The organism is Polynucleobacter hirudinilacicola, assembly GCF_002192535.1.
Lineage (GTDB): Bacteria > Pseudomonadota > Gammaproteobacteria > Burkholderiales > Burkholderiaceae > Polynucleobacter > Polynucleobacter hirudinilacicola.
On record NZ_NAIA01000003.1, the window covers coordinates 71,392 to 93,660 of the forward strand.

Genomic DNA, 22,269 nt, shown 5'->3' on the forward strand with positions numbered 1-22,269 from the left:
AACTAAATTCCCATATTGCCCAGATGCTGGGCAATTCGATCCATTGGCTCTTCAGAGCTCGCTACTGGCGCTCCTAGAGTAGCCGTTCTCGCCCGAATAGGTTGGGGTTTATAACTTATAGGCTTTACCTTAGACCAGTCTTTTGGCTGAAGATCAATCGCGTTATAGATTGCATCTATCGTAGGCCACCATTGTGAAACTTGATGGTTCTGTACGAAGACATTCATATAGAAGGGATCTTGCATGTACTTTAGGAATAGCTGTGACTTATCCAAATAATCTACCTCACCATGACGCGTAGAGAGATAGTTCAAGATCTCTTTCTTGGCTTCATCAATAACACTCCAGCGATCATTCTTTAAGTAGTTAGCCTCACTCTTTTCGCGCCATTTTTCTCTCTTGTTTCGATCGACCGAGGTCATGATGCTACCTACCAGCTCACCTTCAATCTCATAGCCATGAAGTTTATCGAGGAGATCTTCAACCTTTGACTTGAGAGAGTCGTTTTCTTTTGAAAGCTCACGATTGGTATTGATAATTTTTTGAAATCGATTTTCACTGCGATTCGTTTGCGCCACTTCTTGGGACTGATTTTCAGAAGCTTGCTCAGTTGAATGAAGAACTCTTTCAATTAATTCTTTGCCGCTCTCAACCTGTATAGGGGCTTCTGGCTCAGATTCAACTGTAAGGACGGTAGGTGGTGGCAATAACTCACTGATATCGTGGGCTACCAGTGGCTCTGATTCTGGCTTAGCTTCAAATGAAGAGATTTCGACCGGTATTTGCACCTCGCCTTTGACTGGTGCGAATATCGGCTCCTGCACTTCATCAGAGTCCTCGGCACTGACTTCCTCTTGGGTGGCTGCGTCTTTGCCTAAGTCATCCAATAAGGCGGCAGACAGGCTCTTACGCCTAGCTTCATCTTGTTGCTGAGCAGCAGCTCTCTCAGCATTTCTTCTCTCAAGGTCTTGCTGTCTTTCTAATCTGGCCACTTCTTTATCTGCAACTGCTTTCAGTCTTGCAACTTCATCTTGGGCAGCTTTCTCATCAGCCTTTCTTCGCTTTTCTTCTTCTGCAAACTGCCGAGCTTTTGATTGCTCAGCTAATTCAATCGCGCGCTCTTCTTTTGCCTTTTGACGCCGAGCAACAGATTCAGCTGCGTTCTTTTCTTCCGCTTCTTTTCTTAAACGCTCTTCCTCTCTTTTAGCTTCACGGCTCTGTACCCTCTGAATGGAGCCCCCATTAGTTAATACTCCAGAGTTAAAGTTTTTCACTTCTTGTGTCATCTACTGTCTCCTCTTTTAAATGTTGATGTTTACTTTGCTTATCCGCGTTCATTTCCCATAGCCGATGCATTGAAATTTCATGTGGAAGATCTACGAATCCATCGGCTTGTTTTGCAACGTTTGGCATAAATAGATTTGAATCGATCCGATCGTCATATCGCAAGAGAGTCTCGCGTAGGAGACTACGGATATGTTCGTAATCCATCCCTCTTGCTTGTAGGTTTTGGATCTGGATAGATAGGCTGGTAACCATCGGTAGAACTTTGAGCCAACCTTCTTTTTCCTCTATACCATCAGGGGCTCCAGTAGTACCGGCCCTAATACGCAGGTCAACCATGTCAAAGATTCGCTCTTTGCTGAGCTCTGGCCAATCATAGGTTTTCTCTTTGCTTATGGTGAGCTTGCCATCGACCATAGTTGTTTTAGTGATTGGCGCGCCCATATAGCGCTCTACCTGCTCTTTGGTCAGTTCCTGTAAGAGGACTTGTGCGCTGTATTGCGCTATCTCTTGCAACCAATCCTCTATCTGGTCTTTGAATTCAAATACGCGCCCTGATAAGGCTCTTTGCAGAATGTTCGCCTCGGTGGCTGTCTTAGGTCTTACTACGGTAGACCTTGATGCATCTTGTAGACCGGTGACTTGCTCCCAGTCATATCGCACTGCACTGGTGTCATACACGATCGGATCTATCTTTGGGTGACCCCTAGGAATGATGACTTGGTTAAGGGGCTTGCCTTCAGTATCAACAATGGTGATCTCACCAAATCGAGAATCGTAGTGTTTCTTAATTGTCTTTTCATTAATGTCGGCAGATGCAACCCATCCAGGAATACAGAGATCTCGATGCTGGTTAAATCTATCTCTTGCTTCGTTATGCTCATCCTGTAGTCGTTCAGTGAGATCTACTAGGCTTGGGCCAACAAACTGCCCATCGACTACCTGATAAGGCAATAAGAAGAAAGGGTACCAGCGCTCACCTGCTCTTGATGGTGAATATGGTTCACGTAGCCACTCTGTTGCGCCCTCCACCATTGTGTACACACGCTGAGTAGTTCTATCCCAGATTTCTAAAACAGCAATTTGCTGGTCGTCTGCAACTGGTCCAGCCTCCAGTTGCATTGAGGCTAAGCGCTTGGCCTTCTTGTGCGAGGGTTCGCTTTGGCCTACTTGGTAGATCTTAGCGTTAGCGAGATTCTTTTTATATAAAGCCTCAGCCTGCGCTCGCTTCATAGGGATAACCTGGCACATCCAATCAGCGTCGGTGTAATCCCAAAACTCGCAGACGGATGGATCAATCAGAAGGTTTTCTGTAAGGACTCTATCGATAACTATACCCTCAGCAGACCAGACTTCTGATTGCTCATATATTCCTAGCAATTGCTCTTCTAGTTCAATCTCTTTTTCTTCGCGGTGTTTTTTCTGACTGCCATCTTCTAGATCTTGCTTAAGATCTCTAATCGCCAATCTATTTTCTTGTTGGTCGTTAATACGCCCCTGAATATAGGCATCCTCGTCTATATCTCTTTGATACATCACCTTTAAGATTCCGAAACTGCAGGTAAGAGCCGCCCTTACTGTGGACTTGGCTCGATTCTTTAGTTGGGCATGCTCTAAGGCCCTATTGGTAACCTTCTCTAAGGTATTGCAAAAGAGTTTGATGTCCGCGCCCGAATGGGCTGGGGCGATTGAGATCTCTGGGTTACGAGCATAGACGTTAGGCAGTACAGCAGAGATCGTTCCATGGATGAGATTTGCTCTAAGGCTGTAGAAGTCTTTTCCAGTAGGATCTGCGTTCCAATTAAATCCAGAGACAGTATTGCGGTTGTGTTTTACCCGCTTATGAAAAGTCGCCCAATGAGTGCGCGCATATTTAATACGGGCATTCCATTTTTGTTGAAGAGCTTTAGAGTCTTGGGGCACACCCTATTTATAAATTCAGGGGCAATAGCTTAAGAATTTATTTTGGATTTATTCTGCAACCCTTCGTGCTCGCATGACTCCATACCTTGTTGCATCCCAAGCATGATCTTCGGCATCAGTATCTACATCTTCTGGATTTAGTGAATCTGGTGGCAATTGAGGAATTGTTCTAAGCCAATGCTTACAAGTGCTAAATACCTTTAGCCTTCCTTCAGCCAATAGGCGAATAATTTCTTGGGCTCCGTTAACCCTACTTCTCGGGGCGTTATAGGCTTCAGTCCATTTAACCCCTTTATCTCTAAAGATCTGGCCAATTGATCTTTCTGCTCCAATTTTGGAAAAGATAGATGGGTCAGCCAAGTTCATTCGATATTCATATCCAAGGCGTTGGTCGTGAATTTCTATCTTCTTAATTTTCTCTGCAACTACCGTTGCATCCTCCCTGGTGCCGGTATTTTCTTTATCTCCATATCCATAAAGCTCTCTCCACAGGTAATAGACTCCATCGTTAGATAAAGCAAACCAATAAACGGCATATGGTCTTGCATATCCCCAATCCATTGAGCGCCATACCTTCCATGTTGGTGGGATTGCGAAGGGCTCTATAACGTGTTTAGAGGGCTGCCATACGCCTTCCAAGAAACTTCCCACGTGGATATCCCAATCTCCTTCAAACCAGGCTCTGCGCCTGTTTGGATCGCTTAGTGACTCTAGACTCATGAGGTAGTTGGGATCATTTTTGAGAAGGTGTGTGTTCTCATAAATGGTGGAATGTATTCGCACTCTTGGTAGTGCGCCCTCTTGTCTGATGATTTGTCCCGCGGGTATTGTCCCAATCTGAAATCGCTCTTTTACGGATGCATGCCCAACTCCAAATGGATTACAGGTAGCTCTCACCATTCTTGGCATTCCAGGGTGTGATGACCTGCAGGTGGAATGCATTGCTTCGTAGAAGGCCAGATTGCGCCAGTTAGTAAGCTCTTCAAATCCTAGCCATGGATATTCATGGCCGTGATAGTTCCAATAGTCATCTTCATTGGCCCCATACCGAAAGTACAACATCTCTCCAGTGGGCCACTTCCACACATAGTCAGATTCATTGAACTTGGCCCCTGGAAAGATTTGATAGAACCAGCGCTTACTCTTAGCTACTACATCAGCAAGCTGCGGGTACGTGAGGCGAAAGAGTGTTCCGCGCCAATGATCACCGAAACCTCTGCCCACATGCTGGGCATAACTCATCAGCAAGGTATCTGTCTTACCCCCTCCCCTAGTTCCCTCAAGCAATACCTCGTAGACAGGACAAGTCAGAAACAAAGTCTGACTACCGGGCAATGGCGCCCAGATGGTTTTCATGACTTACGTTTATTGCACTAATGCTTGGGCTGGGCGGATCTTTCCCAATCCTCAACACTCATGGAACTTGGGACGACTAACACGCCACTTTGTAGCGGGGCACCATCTTTGCCCGTGTGCTCAATTGCAGATAGTCGTGGATGAATATAAGGTGCCGCATGCCTTCCAACGGTGGCTGCCATATTAAGGAGTTTGATTCGGGCTTCGCTTACCAACTCCTTATCGCCAAGATCTTGTTCGCTAACATTGCCGGCCTCCTCATAAAGTTGGTGCATTACCTTCATCATGACTTCCAAAGGTGTGATACCTTGGGTTGCAACAGCTTCGGCTATCTGACGGGTTCGTTTAGTTAAGCTGCCAGTCTTTCGACCTGCCCCAGCCCTTGCGCCTCCCTTTGATTTCTTTTGATTGTTTTCAATCATGGTTTTTTGATCATCGTCAGCAGGTGGGGTTGAAGTGCTACTGAATCACCTATCGGATCCTCAAACTCGATGATGATTCTTTGGAATAAGTCATGTCGGCTTTGGGCACCGCGATGCTTAACGACCGTACCTACACGCCCACTAGGCGTCTTAACAATGGACCCAATAGGAAAGTCTTCCATATCAGGGCGATGAACAACTCCAGCTAAGGCTTGGTTAACCAGCATTCGCCATCTCCTTACGCTTACGTAACTCAATAAGAATTCTTGCCTTGAATGATTCATAGCTTTCTGAACCTTGGGCTCTCATATCAAGCTCTCGCCCTTTAGCATCTATGCCTTCATTGGTTTTCCACCAGGCATTCTCTGAGCTTTCTTGGCCTTGAATCTTTTTTCGTATTCCTTTGAGAATTGCTAGAACTAGCCCCGGGTTGATGGGGGTAGAACTTGAAGCCTTTTTTCTCATTTCTTTTGCCTGGGTTATCGCCTCCTGAATTTCTTCCTCTGCAGCCATGAGCTTTGCAATTTCCCCAATCTTTTCATCCCTAGTGGCGATGTTTACTCCATGAACAGCAAAGACATTGGCAATCTTCTGCCTTGTCTCAAGATCATCGTTCGGACATTTTTCTTTTTCACCCCCATTGTTTTGTTTGCTTGGAGTATGGAGATTGGTGACTGGTGTTTGGTGTATGGTGTTTGGTGAGCATTGCGTTGGCAATGCGTTCGCATTTCGATCGCATACCGAGTTAGGCGTACTGTCTGACAGTATTTGCTCTACTGGAGATGTCTGCCACCTCCATTCAGCGCTCCGCCTAGCCTTGGATTGCCGGTCTTTAAAGCGAGCTATCTCATGGTCACAGCGCTCTTGTCGCCAGCCATCGTCTGTAAGGGTAAAAAACTCATTAAGGACTGAGACAACTGCGTTTTTTTCCTCTTTTGATCTGGCATTGATTAATCGCTGGACCGTCTTCATTTCGATTGGCAACGGCTTTTCAGTGGCGTAATACTTTCGAATGAGGCGGCTATAGGTTGCGTCCTCAATAAAGGTCAGGTGGGCGGTTGCTTCTGAGTAATCTCCAATGTGATGCTCGTAGTAATTCATCTAAAACAGTCTCCGTGTAGTTCTTTTTTTCTTGCTAAATAGTTTTCGCAAGAGATGAATCTAACAATCGGAAAGCGTATCGTCAAACGTGTTTTTTATGAATTTATTTTGAATTTATTTATTTACTTTTTCGCTGTAATCCATCTTTAAGAAATTTAGGTTGTTTATTTTTTCCTCTTGAAGTGTTAATTGATCTATGTGTGTCCACTGCTCTCCTCATGCCATCAGAAAATACTGACAAGGCTGTAGCCCTTTACTGGATTAGCTTGTAGCATTTATGTGAATAAATATTTTTTTGTAGTCAAAAATTAATATGCGTCTTCAAAGTGGGTATTGACATTTGATTGACCATCAAAATTTCATTGACTACATTGCTTCTCAGTAGCACACATATTGATACATAACAAAACTAGATGGAGAGCAATTTGATGGTAGCAATTCGGCTTTACAGTTTGTACCGTTCATACGGTTACACGAAGATGAGTTCAGCAAAAATGGCTTTGCAGGTTTATCGAAAAAATATAAAGCGCGCCCGTCAGGGAGGTCGTCATGAGTAATTTAAATTCAGAGGTAACCTTGATGAGGATTCCACAGATTCTGGAAGTCATACCGATTTCTAAATCTAAGTTTTGGCTTATGGTTCAGAAAGGTGAGTTTCCTAAGCCAATTAAGATTGGCCGTTCCTCCTTCTGGACGATTGATCAGGTTCAGGCCTTTATCCGAGAAAGGACAAAGCAATCCAATAATTAAAAAATGGGGATTCGCTCCCCATTTCTCATGTTTTAAATAGACTAGAGCTGTTGATAGTAATCTCGTATCTTCTTAGCCATGAGCACACGACGCTCCGCTAAGAATGCAGGGTAGTCACTTAGGTTGCCTGATAAGGCCATGTCAATTGGAATGCAGTTTTCTTTAAAGTTTTGCAGTAAGTCAGCCTTCTCCTGAATGCCGCCAAATATTGGATTTCCTGATTCACACTGGGCAAGAGCCTGGGCAAAATATTCAGAAGGGTTCTTATCTCCGATTTTGATATTAATCTCTTGCTGAGTTAAGGCATAGTTAGCTACTTGGTTATATTCGGCGCGCGAATTACCTTTACCTTTAAGGAAGTTTTTGGGGAAGATATGGTGAATATCTCCTTGGTGAACCAACAATTCAGTAGCTTTAATATCTTTAGAGAATAAGCCCCTATCACCCAATTTAGACTGAGCAGCCCAATAGACATGTAAAGAAGGTCGGCTATTTGAGGAGGTATTGAGATCCTGGACAAGCCCAACATCCCAAAAGGCTGACGAAAGCTCTGCAGCCTCAACTTGAGCAAGGATTTCATCAAATGGTCGTGAATGTATCTGTCGTATATCAAAGTCCATACTGGACTCTGGTGAGCTAGAGTATCTACCAGTAAGAAGGCTCATAACAAACCATCTTCTAACCCAAGATTCAATTCTTGGGTCATTGCCATATTGTGCCTTTAACCTCAGATAAAGCACATAAGCAAAATTAAGAGCACCTGCAGAACGGATTAAAGTGTTTGTTACAAATCCCGCTGATTTAATAATCATGAGGATCCGCTGAAAATGGGTTTGGTTTACAAAATCCATTACCCCAGCAGTTAGCTTCTTATAGCTATCTTCTTCAATCTCGCGCTCATAGGTACGAGTCTCAAAGTTTCTACCTGAGAGCAATCCAACTAAATCAGCAATCTTGCCGCGCGGGAATTGACTCATGAAGGCTACACGAAGAAGATCGCTATAACTAGGATCGTATAAGTCTTCGTTATCCTGCTTTAACCACTTAATAGCTTGCCAATATGGCGTTGCCACAAACTCTCTATCGTTTTCTTCAATTTGCGCGGCAAATTCAGGTGCCCTAGCAAGATGGCAAAAGTAATCTATTGCCTTGCGCAATACATTGCCACCAAGATCCTCATTAGCGGCTATCTTAGACATTGCAAAGTCTGCCTGAGAAAGAACTACGCCTTTGGAGTTAATTCGGATAAAAATCTCAGTAACAGTTTCAATATCTAAATCACCGGCTAGTTCAATCATGCCAATTTGCTTTTTAGTAACGCCTTTTAGAAGCTCAATTCTGTCCTCTATTAGATCGGCATCTACTCCTGGATTTGCCTCGCAATAATCCTTAACTAACTTGCTTACACGCAATTCCCCGGTCACGATTGGGCAAACGTCAGGAAACCAAGAGGAATCTCGCTCAATAGCTGGGTTAGATACTTCAAATCTCTCCTCAACCGGATGAAAGGCTATCTTGATATTTACAGATTTATATTCCTTGTTGATAACCCGCTGACCTAGTAAGGCTGCTGTCAAAGCTGTAACCCGCTGCTGGCCATCAATTAATATCTTTTTACCCTCAGATAGGGTGCCGTCCTTAAGTTTTACCGTTGGATTCTTCCAGGCAATGATGTAGCCAACAGGGTAGCCTTGATACAAGCTGTCTAATAAGTCCCTTACCTGAGTGGCATCCCAAACAAATGGTCGCTGTATTTCCGGAATAGCAATCTCGCCTGATTTAACCCAAGCAAGCAGAGTTTCGATCAAATGCTGATTAACTGAGTATTTTTGAGACATTTATTAGCCTTGCGCTGATATTGTTAAGCAACTGCTCTGAGTCTTACTTCATTAATGGATGCAAACAACTGCTCTACTTTTGCAGATGAAAAGATGCTTTCAGGTCCCGTAGGAGTAATATCTACAAAAGGACTTTGGTATAGTCGGTCATCGTCCATGGCGCCATTTTTTGTCAATTCGTCAACAATCAAAGTGACAAATTCAATCTGCTTCGAGGTTGCTGAAGCATCCGTCAGAAATGCATTCATAGCTTCAGTAGCTGCCACCCGATCCAGACCTATTAGTGAACGCACAAAAAGTCCAAGCCCATGGGCATCTTCTTTTGCGCGTTTAATTAGAGTGGCATCCCCACTAGCTTGCTCAAGCAATATCGCCTCAAGCTCTTCTAAATCAGTGGAAGTGATCGGTAAATTACGCTTTAATTTGTTAATGGCTAACTTATTTTCATGCTGACGCAAGAAATCCCTAGCCTTGGCCTTAAATTTCTCATAATTTAATCCACCAACACTGATCGGGAGGTCAAATTCAACACCTTCGCCAATAGAATCTCCAAAATTAGTAAAGACAATATTGCGCTTAGATTTCTCAATTAATTTGACTAAGCTTCGCAGCTGAATGCGAACATGCTCCAGCATACCTACTGTTACATCCTGCCACCATTCATTAGAATTAATGCTTTGAATTAATTCAATTTGCTTTCTAATTGCTGGAATACTCTCTTGCAGCTCCAATGCAGCCGCAATAGCTCTTACATAACCTTGCAATCGCTCAAACCCCTTATCAGCCCTTAGAACGCATAGTTGTAATTTGAGAATCGCCAGGTCGAAACGCTTCGCTTCCTCCTCCGTATCAATCTTTTTAGAGGGTAGGCTAGCTAACTCGGTAGCAGCTTCAGCGGCATCTCCACTGCTAAGCGCTTTCCAGCTTAAGGCATTGCTAAATTTCTCAACAAACTTACGCTTGGGCCGAACTATGATGTTCTCAAGTGTCATATTAGCCACAAGCTCATGCAAGTAGTTGGCTGTGTAATCCCTCAGCTCAATTTCTTCTTTGGTGGACTTATCTTTTAGACCCTCTAAGGTTGTTAATACCTCTATACGGTTTTTAAATAACTGTGTATCAAGGCTTTCACCACTAGAGCCATCAGATGCGTCAGGATTTTCTTTGAAATATTCTAGATTTTGACAATAGTCCAAAATATAGAAAAATTTCTTATCCTCATTAGGCGCAAATAAATCCTTGCAAAGCCTTGTACCACGACCAATCATCTGCCAAAACTTAGTTTTACTTCGCACACGCTTAAAGAAAACAAGATTAAGCACTTCAGGAACATCTATGCCTGTATCAAGCATATCCACACTAATTGCAATATGAGGTGCCTTATCTTTATTAGAGAAATCATCAATCAAACTTTGCGCATATTCAGTCTGATAAGTAATTACTCTTGCCATCTCACCCTTGTATTGAGGGTAGTTAATATTAAATCGCTCGGCAATAAATTCTGCATGTAGATTATTCTTGGCAAAGATTATGGTCTTACCAATTCTGTCGCCACTGGCAACTTTCTGCCCTCTAATCATCATATGCCTGATAACCTGATCAACAGTATCCTGATTAAATAACCACTGATTCATGGCTGCCGGGTCTACCTCTTCAGGCGGCCCATTCTCACCCCACTCCAATTCATCCCACTGCTGCTTTTCATCTTCACTTAGCTCGTCATACTTAATACCTTCTCGAGGAAAATGAACTGGAACCGAGATCGCCCTAGGCGGCACCAGGTATCCCGCATCAATAGCGTCATCAAGACTGTAGGCATATGTAGGTACGCCATTTTGCATTTGGAAGAGGTTATAAGTATTTCTATCCACCTCATCTTTAGGTGTAGCAGTAAGGCCAACTAAATAACTATCGAAGTAACTAAAAATAGCGCCGTATTTACTATAAATACTACGATGGGCCTCATCAACAATGATCAAATCAAAATAGCCAATACCAAACTTCTTAACAGTACTGTCTGTGCTATTAATTTGATTAAGCATTGTTTGATAAGTGCTGACATAGACCCGACCTTCTACATCAGACCCGTCCAACAGATTCACCACTTGAACATTTGGCAGATGCTTTCCAAACTCTCTACTTGCCTGCTTCACCAAGGAAACCCTATCGGCCAGAAATAAAACTCGCTTTACCCAACCAGCGCGCATTAGCATATCAACTAAGGCAATTACGGTCCTAGTTTTACCGCTACCAGTAGCCATCACAACTAAGCTGCGTCTTTGATTGTGCTGTTCAATCGCTTCAGTAATGCTGCGAATAGCTTGATGCTGATAGCTGCGCTCAACAATTGCCTTATCAATCTCAACAGTGGCCAAAGGATGGCGACTACTTCGACGCTGCATTAAAAGCTCTAACTCATCCTTTTTATGGAATCCCTGCACAGGTCTTGGAGACGCATTTTTATCATCCCAAAACCAATGCTCATATCCATTTGTGTAGTAAATAACTGGTCGACGTCCAAATTGAGCCTCAAGACAATCTGCATAGAGCTTTGCTTGCTGCTGCCCTACCCGCGCATCACGTCTCGTACGCTTAGCTTCAACAACTGCTAAAGGCTTCCCATCATTACCCCACAATACGTAATCTACAAACCCTATACCCTGATTATTAGGCATTCCAGAGACTTCGTATTCCCTATCCTCTTTTTTGTCTAATGACCATCCAGCCTCATTAAGCAGCAAGTCAATGAAGTAATCTCGTGTTTGCTCTTCGTTGTAGTTATGTAGGTCAGGAGTCTTAGAATTGATGACCTTAGCTTTAACAAACTCAATTCTTAGCGTATCAAGCTCTTGCTTAATAGCATCTTTTTCGGCCTGCTCTAATCGTAATTTCTCTTCGGCGGCCTGCAATTGACTAGCAGTAATGACATCTTGTTTTTTGGCAGCAGGAATTAGTTTTTCATCAAATTGCAAAGAAGGATCTGGCCTAGCCTTATCCCCATAAGTTCTAGCCAGCCAGTAGGCTATATGGAACAGCTCCTGTATAGCCGTATAAGCCTCAGCTTGCTTGGCAGCCTTACCATGCGCGGCACGATTACCAATTGAAATAATCACCGTGGCTTTAGTAAAGATGTTTTCACCAGCATTACTCCTAAAGCAAGGATCATGCACCCGGGCGCCTAAACTTGGTTCATAGCTTTTATATGCCGGATCATATCTATAGAGCCAATCTACAATCTGCTCCAATGTCATGCGCGAATACCAACATGCCGCACGAGCATCTGAATTTAAATAACTCTCAGCCTTGGTGGCGCTATCGCATATAGAAAAAAATTCTTTTTGCAGGAAAGTAAAATTACTCATCAATTTCCATAACTTTCTAGCTGCACCATCTTGATTAATTTAGAGGTTAAATGCAAATAGGAATCAAAGCTGGCATTAGCTGCCTCATATTTTGCAATAAAATTATCATAAGCCAACTGTTGCGATAAGGGTGGCATTAAAACCTCGAATCCACCTAAAAGTTGAAGATTTAAGTTTTCCTGGTTACCCCCTCTACCTAAAGCCCTTAAGTCCTCATAAGCAAATTTTAATTGCCAAAACATAAAGTTTGATGAGAATGTCTCATTAGGCCTAATTACACCGCAAGCTTGATTAGTTGCTGCAGCGGCGCTCAATAAACCAACGCGCCCCCTGGTTTGACCTTGTCCATACATTGCAACAAGAATAGAGTTCTCAGGATTAATCTTGCCGCCAATACTCTGAAGACCTTTTTTGGATAATTTCTCTTGCGAATCGTATATTTTTTTTCCAACTAACTCAGTAGTTTTAATCCACAATATATCGCCACCCATTAAATCGCTCTCTGATCTGCTCGGAGTAGAGCCACTAGATATGCTTGCAATCTTGCTAAGAGGCAACTTGTCAAGCTTGAGATTATTAGATTTTCTATCTCCAAACATTTCTATAAAAACACTCTTAGCCAACTCTCCCAGCTTTTTGATGGCTAATTCACGATTTCTATATATGACTTCTGCACTATCTAAAATTTTTGCAATGCGAATTTGCTCACTTATATCCGGAACCTCAATTTCAATTGAATTAATTTTTTCATTTGTTATTGCTTTTTGCGTAGCTCCACTACACAGTGAATTTTTTTTAATTTGAAAAGGAATAGAATTTAATAAATGGTAGAGAAATCTTGGAAAGATGATATCCAAATTCGGTCTGATAACAGCAAAACCTGTTGAGTAGATAAATTTCTCTTTTTTCTCAGTAATCAAACAAATCTTTTTTGTATCCTGCATTCTTGCAAAACATAGATCGTTTCTTTTAACTATCAAATCAGCCCTGGAAGGACGATCTTTATAGGTAACATATTCGCCTGAGATATTTTCTCGATCGTCTAGGCTTCCAGTTGCTACATATAATTTTTCACCCTCAAAAGATGGCACTCTTTCGGCAATTAATGGCGCAACTTCAGTTAATTTATATTGCATCACTTAACAATTCCCTCAAGCTCACTTAAATTTTGCTGTATTTCTGATTCAAGTTGTTTTAGCTCAGCGATCAACCTTATAGGGGGGATATGCTCAATAGCCTGGTGCACCACCTCTTTATATCGATTCAAACTGAGGTCATAGTCATTGGCAATTATGTCCGCCTTGCTTACTACAAAACTTTGAGCAGTTTTATTATTACTTCGCTCTTTACCCTCACGCTCCTTCCACCTACTTACAACATCAGGTAAGTTGTTTTTTAAATGCTCGTCCTCTGATAATTGCTTAAGTGGAGAAGATCCTAACTTTTCTAAATCGAGAAGAGGTTGCCGCTTTGCATCTAAACTCCATCCATCAGCCAGAATGTCATAAAACCAAACCGAGTCTGTACCGCCGCTATTTGTTTTGGTAAACAGTAAAATTGCCGTGCTAACACCAGCGTAAGGCATAAAAACACCCCCAGGAAGCGAAATAACCCCTTCCAATTTTTGCTCTTCAACTAACATTCGTCTGATTTGTTTATGCGCCTTGCTATTTCCGAAAAGTACCCCATCTGGAATGATGACTGCAGCACGACCACCTGGTTTCAGAAGCTTCAAGAAGAGCGCCAAAAATAAAAGCTCCGTCTTCTTAGTATTAACAATTGCAAGGAGATCTTTTGCAGCATTTGCAATATTAATGCTGCCAGCAAAAGGTGGATTTGCAAGAATAAGGCTATATTTTTCTTCCTCAACTGCAAAATCTTGACTTAAGGAATCACGATAAGTGATAACTGGATTCTCAACACCATGTAGAAGCATATTCATACTACCAATACGTAACATAGTGTTATCAAAATCATAGCCATGAAACATACTGTTATGGAAGTGCTCTCTACTTGTCGCATCAGTTAACACTTCTGGATGAGTCTCACGCATATACTCACTTGCATTAACAAGGAATCCACATGTTCCACTAGCTGGATCACAAATCGTGTCTTTGGCTGTCGGGGCGGTTAACTCCACCATCAATCTAATAATATGTCTTGGTGTTCTGAATTGGCCATTCTGTCCAGCACTAGCTAATTTACCCAACATATATTCATACAAATCACCCTTTGTATCTCGATCATCCATAGGGATTTGGTCAAGTAAGTCAATTGCAGTAGAAAGCAACATGGGCGTTGGAATAGTGAAACGAGCACCCTGCATTTGTTTGCTGTAGGTGCTCCCATCTCCGCCTATATCTCGCAAAAATGGGAAAACATGATCACTCATTACATTGAACATTTCTTGAGGGGCCATATTCTTCAGTCGGCTCCAACGCATATCTTCATATTTACAACTCTTACTATCAGCGCCTTCCGGGAAAAACCTTTTTGCTAGAGGCTTGCCTAACCTTGCGCTCCTGTTCTCCTCCAAAGTCTGTAAATCATCCAGCCTGCGTAAAAATAGCAAGTATGTAATTTGCTCAATAATTTCCAGGGGGTTTGAAATGCCACCTGACCAGAAACTATCCCAAACCTTATCAACCTGACTGCGTAATTCACCTGTTAGCATCGTATTCTTTCAATTTATATAAGTATTCTAGAGTTTCCAAATATTTTTAGATAGCGATTCCTGCTCTACTCTAATTTTCTGGATTCCCCTTTCCAATCGCTCTTCAGAATCAACTATTTCTCGTGATTTAGTATCCTGATCCGAAGTAGATTGCACCACCTCTAGTTTCATCAACTCTCTGAGCTGTATTAACTTAATAGTTGCTCCGGACACAATTCCAGCAAGTAATTCCTGCCCCATGGGTGACCTGAGTTGTACAAATAACGATTGCGCGCAATATTCAGGATGGACCCTTAAAACTATGGCGGATTGCCCTGCAACCCAGCCGCCATTTCCAGGGCCAGGAACATCTGCCGGGACGATTCCAATCTTTCCAACGCTACCCTTAACTATTAAGACAATATCTAGAGGTCTTAGAAAACAATCTTCGTAGCGTTTGGCTAAATTTTCATCTACAGAGATGGTTTTACCCTTAGGGGCGATATACCCAAATTGAGATAAATCGGCCGCCCCTATTTCCATTACAGCTATTGGCTTGCTTTCTATGGACCCCAGGGGGATTGCACGCACAGTTCGCGCAATGTCACCCAATTGAATTTTGCGTAATCCACTAAGTTGTTTTTCAAGCCTCTTTCTACTATCAGATACAACATATCGGTCTACCTGTAGCTGGGCATCGTTACTTAATACAACTTGGTTTGAAACAATTGAACAATTTGTAGACTCTTTATTAGACTTAATTAGCTCTAATAACCCATCAATATTTCTCAGATCGTTTCTAGTCCTAGCAACTCCTACATAAAATTCTGGAGAATCTGCATTTATGAACTTGACTGAATTTAGTCCACCTTTTGGATTTATAACCAAAATCGTAAACGCTATATTAGTAAGACTTAGCAAACCATTTGGCATGGCAATAACAGCCTCAATCATTCCCTTTTCTACCAAATCCTTACGTAACTCTTTTTCGTAACCGTGGCTAAAAAGCAGGCTATTTTGAACAGCAATTACTAGCTTTGATTTGGTTTGCGACATAGCATGGCGCACTGCCAAGACTGAGCCTATAGAGGTTCTCTCTGGAAACCTATTAAATAGATCCCTTCTAATTTCATCGGCTGGGTATTTCATTCCAAATGGAGGAAAAGCTACCGTAATGTCAAACAATCTAGGTTTGCCACCTTCTATAGCTGTGGGCTGAAGAATGGGATTGCTTATAGATACTTCAAACTCATTGGTGGAAAGAAGACTTACCAATGCTGGAATTGAAGAATGCAGAATCGATTCATAGTAAACATCCCTAGATTTAATGGCCGCTCTCGAAGCAAGTTGAGCAAAGCTGCTATCCCAGGGCGTGTAAACAGAATCACTTGATCTAATATCCGCTATTGCTGACATTAGATCCGCAACTTCGCCAGGCATATTGAGATAACCCCCGACAGGAGATATAAATCTTTCTTCAGCTAAATTTAGTACATCGACATTTTCTAAAACCCCAGTTGCGCTCAGACGGCTAACTACTTCTAGGGCATCTCTTAGGGCGTAAGGATTAACTCCGATCACCGATGGGATATTGCTGAAAGCCTTAAACATCAAACCACCACTGGCTGAAAGGGCCTGAAATACGTTTAAAACCTTTTCTGGATATTTTATGTATTCAGCACTAAAAGCCAACTCCTTTGCAATCCTATTTTTTCTGGATAATTTTTCCCAGGCCAGCAACTGGAGGGCCAACTCCAAAGATTTATCTCGATCTAAACCGGTACCTCTAACTGAATCTACTATTTGATATATCGCTCTATTAGTCATCATCGTTCTCTATTAATTAGGTTTATAGCTATTGCAGTTATATGTCGTAATAAGGACATCATCCTGAGCAACAACGGTCACGCCACCCTTATCTAAGATCTTCTTAACTAGACGCTCCTGCTTCTTAAGATCATTCAGCAGCTCCAAAGCCTGTCTTTTTCCAAGAACATACTTATCCTGCTCTACGAACCCATAGTTAAGTACAAAATCGACCATATCCCCTGTAACTCCCCGCTGGGACATTCTTTGCATTGCATGTTGCGTTGTTTGCATTCTCACACCCCCGTTGTTGATGTAAGAACTTTAACAAAGTTTTCCGATAATTGCAAATAGTATTAGTTACTTTTTAATATTTATTGTTACTAATTTTATTAACCCATATAAAACAATGACTTATAAAAAGGTATTAATTTACCAAAAATACAACATACGAATCAATCAAGGTGTTGACGGGGTAATTTTGCATAAAAGGTATAGAAATTAACCCAATAGTTATCTGCTTAACCTGTAGATTTGCCAAAAATATAGTCAATATCGCCAGCTGATTCCATTGGAACAAGCATCTCTCTTGAAAGTGCCCTCTTATTCTCAAGGATTTCATGTAGCAGACAATCAAAGCTTTCATTGCCGTATAAGGGATGAATCGCTCTTGGGATAAAGACGGTAACCTCTTTGTCCTGCCCAATTCTATAAACCCTGTCCGTGCATTGATCCTCAACCGCAGGATTCCACCATCTAGTCAGGTGGATGACATTAGCGGCTGCAGTTAGAGTCAATCCAACGCCAGCGGCCTTAGGCGACAACAGCAGAATATCAAAACCTTTATTTTCAACACTTTGAAATTGAGTAACAATCTTCGTACGCTTATCTGCTGAAGTGTTTCCATATATACGAAGAGGATATTCTGGAAGATTGAAGTGCTCTTTCAAAAAATATGCAAGCCACTGTTGCATAGACAAGCTCTCAATGAAGATGAGAACCTTTTCTGATTTAGCGTGAATACTTTCTAGTATTTCTAGCATCACCTTTAATCGTGCTGAGTCGCCAATAAAAGCATCGCCTGAATCTTCTGTTTCAAATTTACCGTAATTAGGGTGCAATGAAATACTTCTCATCTGATGAATCATCTCAAGCTTGCTCTTTCCTGCATGACCACTCTTAGCGCTGGTGATAACCTCGTGATAAGAGCCCGCCTGTAAGGATGGCATCTGCTCATCAATAATCTTCTCTGTTTTCTTAGGTAAGTCTTTAGCAACCTCATGCTTCATTCTTCTAAGCATTGGTGCGGGATGACCAGCCTTGCTACTGGATAACCTTGTCTTTAGCTCTCTAAGATTGTCAGGGTTCTCAGTGGTGTAGTGCCCCATAAACCTTCTGAGATCGCCAAGACCTAAAAAGCCCGGCATTAGGGTGTCAAATATTGTCCATATATCCGCAAGACTATTCTCAATAGGTGTGCCAGTTAATCCAATTTGGAATTCAGCATTCAGAGACTGAGCTGCATTTGTCATCATCGCTTGCGGATTTTTTATATTCTGCATTTCATCAAAAACAATGCATTGAAAATCTATTGAAGCAAGTGAAATATGATAGTCACGCATTGTGTTGTAATTTGTGAGAATCCAGTCATATCCCTTTAACTGACTAATATCTAACGTAGCGCTACCTTCAACAACATCAGACCTTGTTCCAGAATTTATTTTGTAGTCTTTTATATTGCTTCCATATAAAAGGGCCATAGAACCCAATGCGTCATCATTAAGATGAATGGCCGCTTCCTTTTCCCAGTTACCAAGCAGAGATATTGGCGCCACAACCAGAATTGGCTGCTTGTTCTTATTTTTTGATTTTTCTTTTAGCCAGCACAAAAAACTCAGAGCCTGAAATGTTTTTCCAAGCCCCATGTCATCCGCCAATAGAACGCCGGGGTAGCCTAATGACCAGGCCTCCTGCATCCAACTAACGCCCTCATTTTGATGATCCTTGAGTGAAGTTTTTAGACCGCTAGGAATTTCTAAACCCTTAAAGGTATAGCGGGGCGAGAACTGGGCCACAAATGATTCAGATTGAAAATTATCCTGAACGCGTAAGATGGATTTTTGAGACCTTGTTAGAGGTGGTTTTATTTTTTCAACTGGATTTGGCTTATTGATCTGAACGTTAGGATCAAGCTCTACAGGTGGAAGTTTAAGTACATGCTCTATTAGGGCGTTTAATGCCTGCAAACTATCATTAGTTGCGGGCAACTCATCAACGCCATCCCCAATTTTTACGCCACTCTGCTGATCCTTGATTGCCTGGGCTACAGACTGGGCAAGCGCATGAATATCTGTCTCTTTAATTACATAGGATTTAGATCCGACTTTTAGGCCATATCCTTCGGGCACCCATGTCTTAGGGTTACGCTTAACAAAAGGAAGTACTGGAGGCTGCCATAGGCCAATCTCTAGAACCCTTGATGAAAATCCATCAGTCTCAACAAATGATGTAGAAACTATTTGATCTACAGCATCCTCTGGAACACCCCCCGCAATCAACTCATCCCTAATAAAACTCTGTGGTGACTTGACGAATCTAGCTCGAACCTCAGGCGATTCATTTTGATATTTCTTAATACATGCTATTGCCTGGCGAATTGTCGGATCGATATAAACATAATGCCCACGCTCAAGCACATAGGTTGGCCTGGGTGATGACTGGCTTCTAAATTGTTGTGCAAACACTTTCTGCAGCTCGGGAGATAAAAGCGCTTGAGACTCCTTGACGCCCTCCCCACTGTCAGCACTTGAATCAATAGTGTCTTGAGAAAATATCACGGGATCGAAATCAACACCAGATTTTGATATTTTCAGATCCAAAGAAACTGCTGCCGCATGACTAAAACGCATTGTTCCCAATCCGTTGTCAGCGCTGATTTTCTCCCCAGAACATAATTCAAGCGCATCTTTCAAATTCGAAACTAAGCTCAATCGATCATCCAGAGATTGGCCATTCCATTCATTGAATGCATCAGCACAGGTTATCAATGAATAGATAGGATCTGGAATCCTATAGTGCGTTATTCCATCGAAGAATATGGCTCCAGCCTCTTGACCTCTGATTTTTGTGCCTGAAGAGTTATGCCAAGCAACTACAGTCTTAGTTTTCTCGTTTACCAATGGCCCAGATAAAGTTAGTCTCAACTCAAGAGGAATATTTGCCGGCAAATTAAGTGCTACAGCTTGATGTTCAGATAAGGTGGCGAGAGTATGGTCAGAAATAAAATAGCCATCTACCAGTCTTTGTACGCCTGTATCTCCATCCTCACACAAGGCCTCAATCTTAGAAAGTGCGCTGATAGATTTTTGCTTTGCGTCACTAGGCCAATTATTTATCGCAATACTTTGCTTACTGGCTCCATCCAAGATGATGCCTTTTACCTCTATTCCATTTGGTACCGGATTCCACGCGAATGTAAATTTAGTCATCTAGTTCTCACATTTCCGCCACCACAGCTCAAGCAAACACCCCTAGCATCAAGCCATCTCGGCGGCACTTCTTGACCGCAATTTGCACAAAGACTTTGGGCAGCCCTTACTATTTGCGGGGTAGTAACTGGGATACCTCTTCTAGGTCCAGGAATTTGTGTAGAGCGATAGATATATGTATCGACATCCCACTCCCAATCGCCGAGGTGAACCTTAACAAAATCAGCAGCCGAATCATCGCGCATATCCGAAGGGTAATACCTTGAGCTGTAAAGCTTTGGTTTACGTGAATTACCCTCGGTATATATTCGGATCTTACCGTCATGGGTCCACTCAGAAACAATGAGCTTACCAATTCTCATCAAAATAGCAGAGTGAATCGGCTGTATATTTTCCCTCTCAAGCACCCCAAAGGCGCCTCGAGACTTTATCTCACCCTCACGAACAAGGCGATTGGCTTGACGATATGCATCAGGACCAAATACTACCCAAGCCTCAGAAACAAATTGGTGCTTGATGTAATGGCCCCAGAATTTTGCTCTATCTTTCCATTGACCAGTATTGTTAGTGCTAGATAAAACCTGCATTAATAACTCGAATGATTGCTGGGTTAGCCAGCGACTTAATACACCAACCTCTTCCTCGCCAACTTTTGACCAGCGCATTCTATTAACACGTGGATCCCCAAACCTAGCAAGTAAGAAATTCTCAATTCTTTCCTTAATGGGCTCTGGTGGGTTTTCTTGCAAATACGGACGCAAAAGAGCTGAACATGTAGTGCCTATATCGCCTGTTTGAGGATGGGTAAAAGGATAAATAGGCTCACCAACGGCATTTAATTCCTCTAAGAGAGCAAAAAACTTTTCTAATGCCTCTTCTTTATGTCCGCTAGAAAGTATTGCAGCCATTGAGGAGAAAGCCTCCTTCGAGAATCCTCCGCCCAGCATTAACCCCCTCTTAATGCCTGCATTTTCAAGTGCCTGTATTGCAGATTCTTCTTCAGAAAATAGCATCAGCTTAGCCAAACCAAGACCTAATGGCTTGTCTAGAAGCTCATATTTTTCTATTCTCTTTAACCATCTATCAGGCAGAAAATCTTTTCTACGAGTAAGTATGTTTCTAAGAGCTTCAGTTAGTGAAGAGTCCGAGCTAGCTATACGCAAATACCCTAAAAGCAAGCTTTTCATCAATAAAGTGCTTCCACTTGCAACCACCAACTGAATGAAGCGCTCTACTAAGTTTTGACCATCCTCTTGATCGGCAAGATATTGAATTCCACCCGCCGCAACCAGCTTGAGTGATTTTCTTGGAATTTGGGTATCGTTCTTTCGTAATGCTCGAGCAACTTCCTCAACAACCTCACGGGGCGGCTCTAGCAATTTGGCATCTAGCCCCTCTGCCTGGCGCTCAATCCTTACCAGCGCTTTTTCAACAGAGTTGCCAGTAGGCCTGGATACTCTTAATTGAGCTGGATTAAAAGTGGATAAGCGCGCTCTTAATGACATTATTGTGCGGCACCAATTTTCTTCTGGGCATCTTTAAAGTCAGCAAGGGCTTTACCGTTTTTCGGCACCCACATTACAAAGCGGATATCAATCCTACGGTTCGCATCCTGTCCAAATGGCGTCAAATTAGAGGTCACTGGTCTTTGCTCACCATAAGCAGCGACACTAATTACCTCTTCATTTTCAGGATTCTTATATTTCACAAAATTAGGGTTCTTTTCAAGGAGAGCCTTATATGTATTGGTCGCCCTTTTTGCGCTTAATTCAAGATTATTCTTACTACCATCTGCCAACCCGCCAGGTGGCACTGCCTGGTTATCGGTATGACCCTCAACAAATACAGACTCCAAAAAGATTAAATCCTTGTTGTTGCATTTATTACCCTTTGGATCGACAGTAGAACCATATACGTAGCATCCCATTTGCGAGTAGAGAACATCGGAGAGGTATTCAATTTTTTCCTTTGAATTTTCTTTGCTATCTACCCTTGATTCGCCAGTAGCAAAAATTCCACTGCCTCTCAGCGTCACAACGCCTGGATTTTTAGCGGAGACTTCAGCATCAATATTTTTCTTGCGCAGATCATCCGCAACCTTTTCAGCCAAACCTTGTCTAAGTTTTTCTCCCCTATCGATATAGACCAATAGAGGACTCTGCTTGTCTTTATTTACAACTTGAAATGCAAAATAGGCAATCATGATGATAAAAATGAATAGGATGCCCACCATCATGTCTGTCATGGAGGCAAAATAATTAGCCCCAGATTCTTTCTTAGCCATGC

General features: G+C 42.3%; 16 protein-coding genes. 1 reads left to right on the top strand and 15 read right to left on the bottom strand.

Going from position 1 to position 22,269, the window contains the following annotated elements:
* Positions 1-2: 2 nt before the first annotated feature.
* Genes B6A14_RS04520 through B6A14_RS04545 form a run of 6 tightly spaced genes read right to left on the bottom strand, consistent with a single transcriptional unit; the run spans position 3 to position 6,086 of the window.
* The gene (locus B6A14_RS04520; protein WP_087909279.1) at positions 3-1,286 is read right to left on the bottom strand and encodes a hypothetical protein; all 1,284 of its coding nucleotides are present in this window, start codon (positions 1,284-1,286) and stop codon (positions 3-5) included.
* Positions 1,261-3,207: a hypothetical protein gene (locus B6A14_RS04525; RefSeq protein ID WP_201721477.1), complete on the bottom strand. Its 1,947-nt coding sequence runs from the start codon at positions 3,205-3,207 to the stop codon at positions 1,261-1,263. The genes B6A14_RS04520 and B6A14_RS04525 overlap by 26 nt, the downstream gene beginning before the upstream one ends.
* Before the next feature lie 48 nt (positions 3,208-3,255).
* Complete coding sequence (locus B6A14_RS04530) at positions 3,256-4,563, bottom strand: terminase family protein (protein WP_087909280.1); 1,308 nt, start codon at positions 4,561-4,563, stop codon at positions 3,256-3,258.
* A gap of 17 nt (positions 4,564-4,580) precedes the next feature.
* Entirely contained in the window at positions 4,581-4,985 is a 405-nt protein-coding gene (locus B6A14_RS04535) for a hypothetical protein (protein ID WP_087909281.1), read from the bottom strand.
* Positions 4,982-5,212: a hypothetical protein gene (locus B6A14_RS04540; RefSeq protein ID WP_087909282.1), complete on the bottom strand. Its 231-nt coding sequence runs from the start codon at positions 5,210-5,212 to the stop codon at positions 4,982-4,984. The genes B6A14_RS04535 and B6A14_RS04540 overlap by 4 nt, the downstream gene beginning before the upstream one ends.
* The gene (locus B6A14_RS04545; protein ID WP_087909283.1) at positions 5,202-6,086 is read right to left on the bottom strand and encodes a YdaU family protein; all 885 of its coding nucleotides are present in this window, start codon (positions 6,084-6,086) and stop codon (positions 5,202-5,204) included. The genes B6A14_RS04540 and B6A14_RS04545 overlap by 11 nt, the downstream gene beginning before the upstream one ends.
* A 549-nt stretch (positions 6,087-6,635) precedes the next feature.
* On the opposite strand from B6A14_RS04545, the gene B6A14_RS04550 reads away from it, so the two are divergent.
* Positions 6,636-6,836, top strand: coding sequence for a helix-turn-helix transcriptional regulator (locus B6A14_RS04550; RefSeq protein WP_087909284.1), 201 nt, complete (start codon positions 6,636-6,638; stop codon positions 6,834-6,836).
* Between the two features lie 41 nt (positions 6,837-6,877).
* Here the strand turns inward: B6A14_RS04550 and B6A14_RS04555 are convergent, their stop codons facing one another.
* The 9 genes from B6A14_RS04555 to B6A14_RS04595 all read right to left on the bottom strand — a co-directional run bounded on the left by B6A14_RS04555 (position 6,878) and on the right by B6A14_RS04595 (position 22,267).
* Complete coding sequence (locus B6A14_RS04555) at positions 6,878-8,674, bottom strand: GmrSD restriction endonuclease domain-containing protein (RefSeq protein WP_087909285.1); 1,797 nt, start codon at positions 8,672-8,674, stop codon at positions 6,878-6,880.
* A 23-nt stretch (positions 8,675-8,697) separates the two neighbouring features.
* Positions 8,698-12,036, bottom strand: a complete 3,339-nt coding sequence (locus B6A14_RS04560; RefSeq protein WP_087909286.1) for a DEAD/DEAH box helicase family protein — start codon at positions 12,034-12,036, stop codon at positions 8,698-8,700.
* Positions 12,036-13,172: a restriction endonuclease subunit S gene (locus B6A14_RS04565; RefSeq protein ID WP_087909287.1), complete on the bottom strand. Its 1,137-nt coding sequence runs from the start codon at positions 13,170-13,172 to the stop codon at positions 12,036-12,038. Before B6A14_RS04565 ends, B6A14_RS04560 begins: the two co-directional genes overlap by 1 nt.
* Positions 13,172-14,710, bottom strand: coding sequence for a class I SAM-dependent DNA methyltransferase (locus tag B6A14_RS04570; RefSeq protein WP_087909288.1), 1,539 nt, complete (start codon positions 14,708-14,710; stop codon positions 13,172-13,174). Before B6A14_RS04570 ends, B6A14_RS04565 begins: the two co-directional genes overlap by 1 nt.
* Before the next feature lie 27 nt (positions 14,711-14,737).
* Positions 14,738-16,519: an N-6 DNA methylase gene (locus tag B6A14_RS04575; RefSeq protein ID WP_087909289.1), complete on the bottom strand. Its 1,782-nt coding sequence runs from the start codon at positions 16,517-16,519 to the stop codon at positions 14,738-14,740.
* Between the two features lie 9 nt (positions 16,520-16,528).
* Entirely contained in the window at positions 16,529-16,789 is a 261-nt protein-coding gene (locus tag B6A14_RS04580) for a DUF4258 domain-containing protein (RefSeq protein ID WP_087909290.1), read from the bottom strand.
* 227 nt (positions 16,790-17,016) lie between these two features.
* Complete coding sequence (locus tag B6A14_RS04585) at positions 17,017-19,983, bottom strand: DEAD/DEAH box helicase (protein WP_087909291.1); 2,967 nt, start codon at positions 19,981-19,983, stop codon at positions 17,017-17,019.
* Positions 19,980-21,488 (bottom strand): EH signature domain-containing protein, encoded by a 1,509-nt coding sequence (locus B6A14_RS04590; protein ID WP_087909292.1) that lies wholly within the window; start codon positions 21,486-21,488, stop codon positions 19,980-19,982. The genes B6A14_RS04585 and B6A14_RS04590 overlap by 4 nt, the downstream gene beginning before the upstream one ends.
* Complete coding sequence (locus B6A14_RS04595; protein WP_087909293.1) at positions 21,488-22,267, bottom strand: OmpA/MotB family protein; 780 nt, start codon at positions 22,265-22,267, stop codon at positions 21,488-21,490. The genes B6A14_RS04590 and B6A14_RS04595 overlap by 1 nt, the downstream gene beginning before the upstream one ends.
* Between the last annotated feature and the right edge of the window lie 2 nt (positions 22,268-22,269).